This is a genomic window from Actinosynnema sp., from assembly GCF_052038725.1.
Genome location: NZ_JBQGCX010000050.1, coordinates 1 through 2,496, shown reverse-complemented (window position 1 = coordinate 2,496; position 2,496 = coordinate 1). Strand labels below are relative to the sequence as shown.

Sequence of the window (2,496 nt, the reverse complement as noted above, 5' to 3'; positions counted from 1 at the left end):
ACCCCGGTGCGGATCGCGATGCCGCCGTCGATCTCGGTGACCAGGCCGTTCGCCGAGAAGTCGGGATCGGCCGCGCCGGGGAGCGGGTGCTCGGCGAGGGACTCGGCGAGGTCGGCGACCGCGTCGGCGGCTCCCCGGTGGGCCGCTTCGAGGGAGATGAAGCCCTCGTACGCCCTGCCCCTGCCCGACACCACCAGGACACCGAACGCGGCCGGGGGCTGCGGGACCTCGGGAACGGGTCGGGGTCGCGGGGCGGGCCGGGTCGCAGGCGGCCCGCGGCGGCGGCAGGTCCGGTCGGGATCAGGGGGCGCAGTCCGGCGACGTCGGCGGCGATGGCGGTGGCTAAGGCGTCGATCTCACCCATGTGGCCATCTTGCACTACGCACCGTCACCGCTTGGTTCACCCTGGACAGCGAGACTTCGCACTGATGGTCAATTGCCCTGCGCTCCCGCGTGGTCCAGTTTGGCGGGCATGGCGAGTGATCTGCAGAAGCGGAAGATGTCCGCGGTCTTCGGCGCGATGGACGCCAACGGGGACGGCAAGCTGGAGAAGGCCGACTTCGACGCGCTGACCAAGCGGTGGCTCGCGGTCAGCCGGGACGCCGACGCCGAGGTGCTGCGCTCGACCATGGACCGGTGGTGGACCGTGCTGCGCGAGGCGTCGGACCACAACGACGACGACGAGGTCACCCTGGACGAGGTGATCACGGCGGCGGGCGACCAGATGCTGATGCTGGACCTGGTCGTGTCGACCGCCGAGGCGATGTTCGCGGCCGTGGACCTGGACGGCAGCGGGTCCGTCACCGCGCAGGAGTACGCGACGATGATCCACGCCTGGACCGGGAACGACGCGTCGACCGACGAGGTGTTCGCGCTGCTCGACCTCGACGGGAACGGGGAGCTGTCCAAGTCGGAGTTCGCCCGGCACTGGGTGGAGTTCTGGGCGGGCGACGACCCGGACGCGCCCGCGAACAACGTGTTCGGGCTGATCTGACGCAACCGGGGGCGGGCGCGCGCGGGGTCAGCGGACCCGCGTGCGCCCGCCCTTGCGGTAGGCGCTGACGGCGGGCGAGTCGACCCAGAAGCGCCAGGGGACGTCCACCGCGACGGCCACGCCCACGCGCGGTCCGGTGCGGACGGTCTCCGCGGGCTCGCCCGCGTAGAGCCGCACGGTGGAGTCGGCCGAGGTGAGGTCGACGCCGTTGTGGGCGCGGTCGAGCCCGAGCACGCCGGTGAGCCGGGCGGGGCCCTTGGCCAGCTCGGCGTCGGTGCGGGCGGCGGGCCTGCGGGCGCGGGCCAGCTCGATCCCGGACACCACCTCGCCCGCCCGGATCAGCACCGCCCCCGGCACGCCGTCGGTGAGCGAGACGACGTTGCAGCAGAAGTGCATCCCGTACACGAAGTACACGTACAGGTGACCGGCCGGGCCGAACATGACGTCGTTGCGCGGGGTGCGCCCCCGGTAGCAGTGCGACGCGGGGTCGTCGCCGCCCCGGTACGCCTCGACCTCGACGATCCGCACGCCGACGGTTCCCTCGTCCGTGGTGCTCTCCAGGACCGCGCCGAGCAGGAGCTTGGCGGCGTCGACCGGGTCGACCGCCAGCTCCTGCTCGGTCAGCTGCCTGCGCGCGGGGTCAGCGTGAGCGGGCAACGGAGACCTTGTCCCGCAGTCGCCCCAGCTGCTCGGCGACCCGGACGGGCGCGGTGCCGCCGTGGGCGTCGCGCGAGGCGATGGAGCCCTCGACGGTCAGCACCGAGCGCACCTCGGGGGTGAGGTGGGGGGAGATGGCGGCGAACTCGTCGTCGGTCAGCTCGTCCAGCCCGACGCCCCGGTTCTCGGCGGCGCGCACGCACTCCCCCGCCGCCTCGTGGGCGATCCGGAACGGCACGCCCTCGCGGACCAGCCATTCGGCGATGTCGGTGGCCAGGGTGAACCCGGCGGGCGCCAGCTCGGCCATGCGGTCGGTGTCGAAGCGCAGGGTGGCGATCATGCCGGTGAGGGCGGGGAGCAGCAGCTCCAGCTGCTCGACCGAGTCGAACAGAGGCTCCTTGTCCTCCTGCAGGTCCCGGTTGTAGGCCAGCGGCTGGGCCTTGAGGGTGGCGAGCAGGCCGGTGAGGTTGCCGATGAGCCTGCCGGACTTGCCCCTGGTCAGCTCGGCCACGTCGGGGTTCTTCTTCTGCGGCATGATCGAGCTGCCGGTGGACCAGGCGTCGTCGAGCACGGCGAAGCGGAACTCGGCGGTGGTCCAGATGATGACCTCCTCCGCGATGCGGGAGAGGTTGACGCCGATCATGGCGGCCACGAAGGCGAACTCGGCGACCACGTCGCGGCTCGCGGTGCCGTCGATCGAGTTCTCGGCCGCGTGCGCGAACCCGAGGTCGTGGGCGACGGATGCCGCGTCGAGCCCCAGCGTCGACCCGGCGAGCGCTCCGCCTCCGTAGGGCGACACGTCGGCGCGCTTCAGCCAGTCGATGAGGCGCTCGAGGTCGCGCGAG

General features: G+C 72.6%; 4 protein-coding genes. 1 reads left to right on the top strand and 3 read right to left on the bottom strand.

Features of this window, described 5'->3' with window-relative positions:
- The coding region (locus ACTUAL_RS00985) for a hypothetical protein (RefSeq protein ID WP_440898929.1) at positions 1-194 on the bottom strand (194 nt) is incomplete at its 3' end.
- A gap of 278 nt (positions 195-472) precedes the next feature.
- Between ACTUAL_RS00985 and ACTUAL_RS00980 the strand changes: the two genes are divergently transcribed.
- Positions 473-994: an EF-hand domain-containing protein gene (locus ACTUAL_RS00980; RefSeq protein WP_096496283.1), complete on the top strand. Its 522-nt coding sequence runs from the start codon at positions 473-475 to the stop codon at positions 992-994.
- Between the two features lie 27 nt (positions 995-1,021).
- On the opposite strand, the gene ACTUAL_RS00975 is transcribed toward ACTUAL_RS00980, so the two are convergent.
- A complete protein-coding gene (locus ACTUAL_RS00975) occupies positions 1,022-1,651 on the bottom strand; it encodes a DNA-3-methyladenine glycosylase (protein WP_096496284.1) in 630 nt (209 codons plus the stop codon).
- Positions 1,635-2,496, bottom strand: an 862-nt coding sequence (argH, locus tag ACTUAL_RS00970) for an argininosuccinate lyase (RefSeq protein WP_440898928.1), incomplete at its 5' end; no start/stop codon positions are given. The genes ACTUAL_RS00975 and argH, both read right to left, overlap by 17 nt.

Coding starts and splice junctions, on each gene's coding strand:
- ACTUAL_RS00980 (WP_096496283.1), top strand. CDS start 473: ATGGCGAGTGATCTGCAGAAGCGGAAGATGTCCGCGGTCTTCGGCGCG.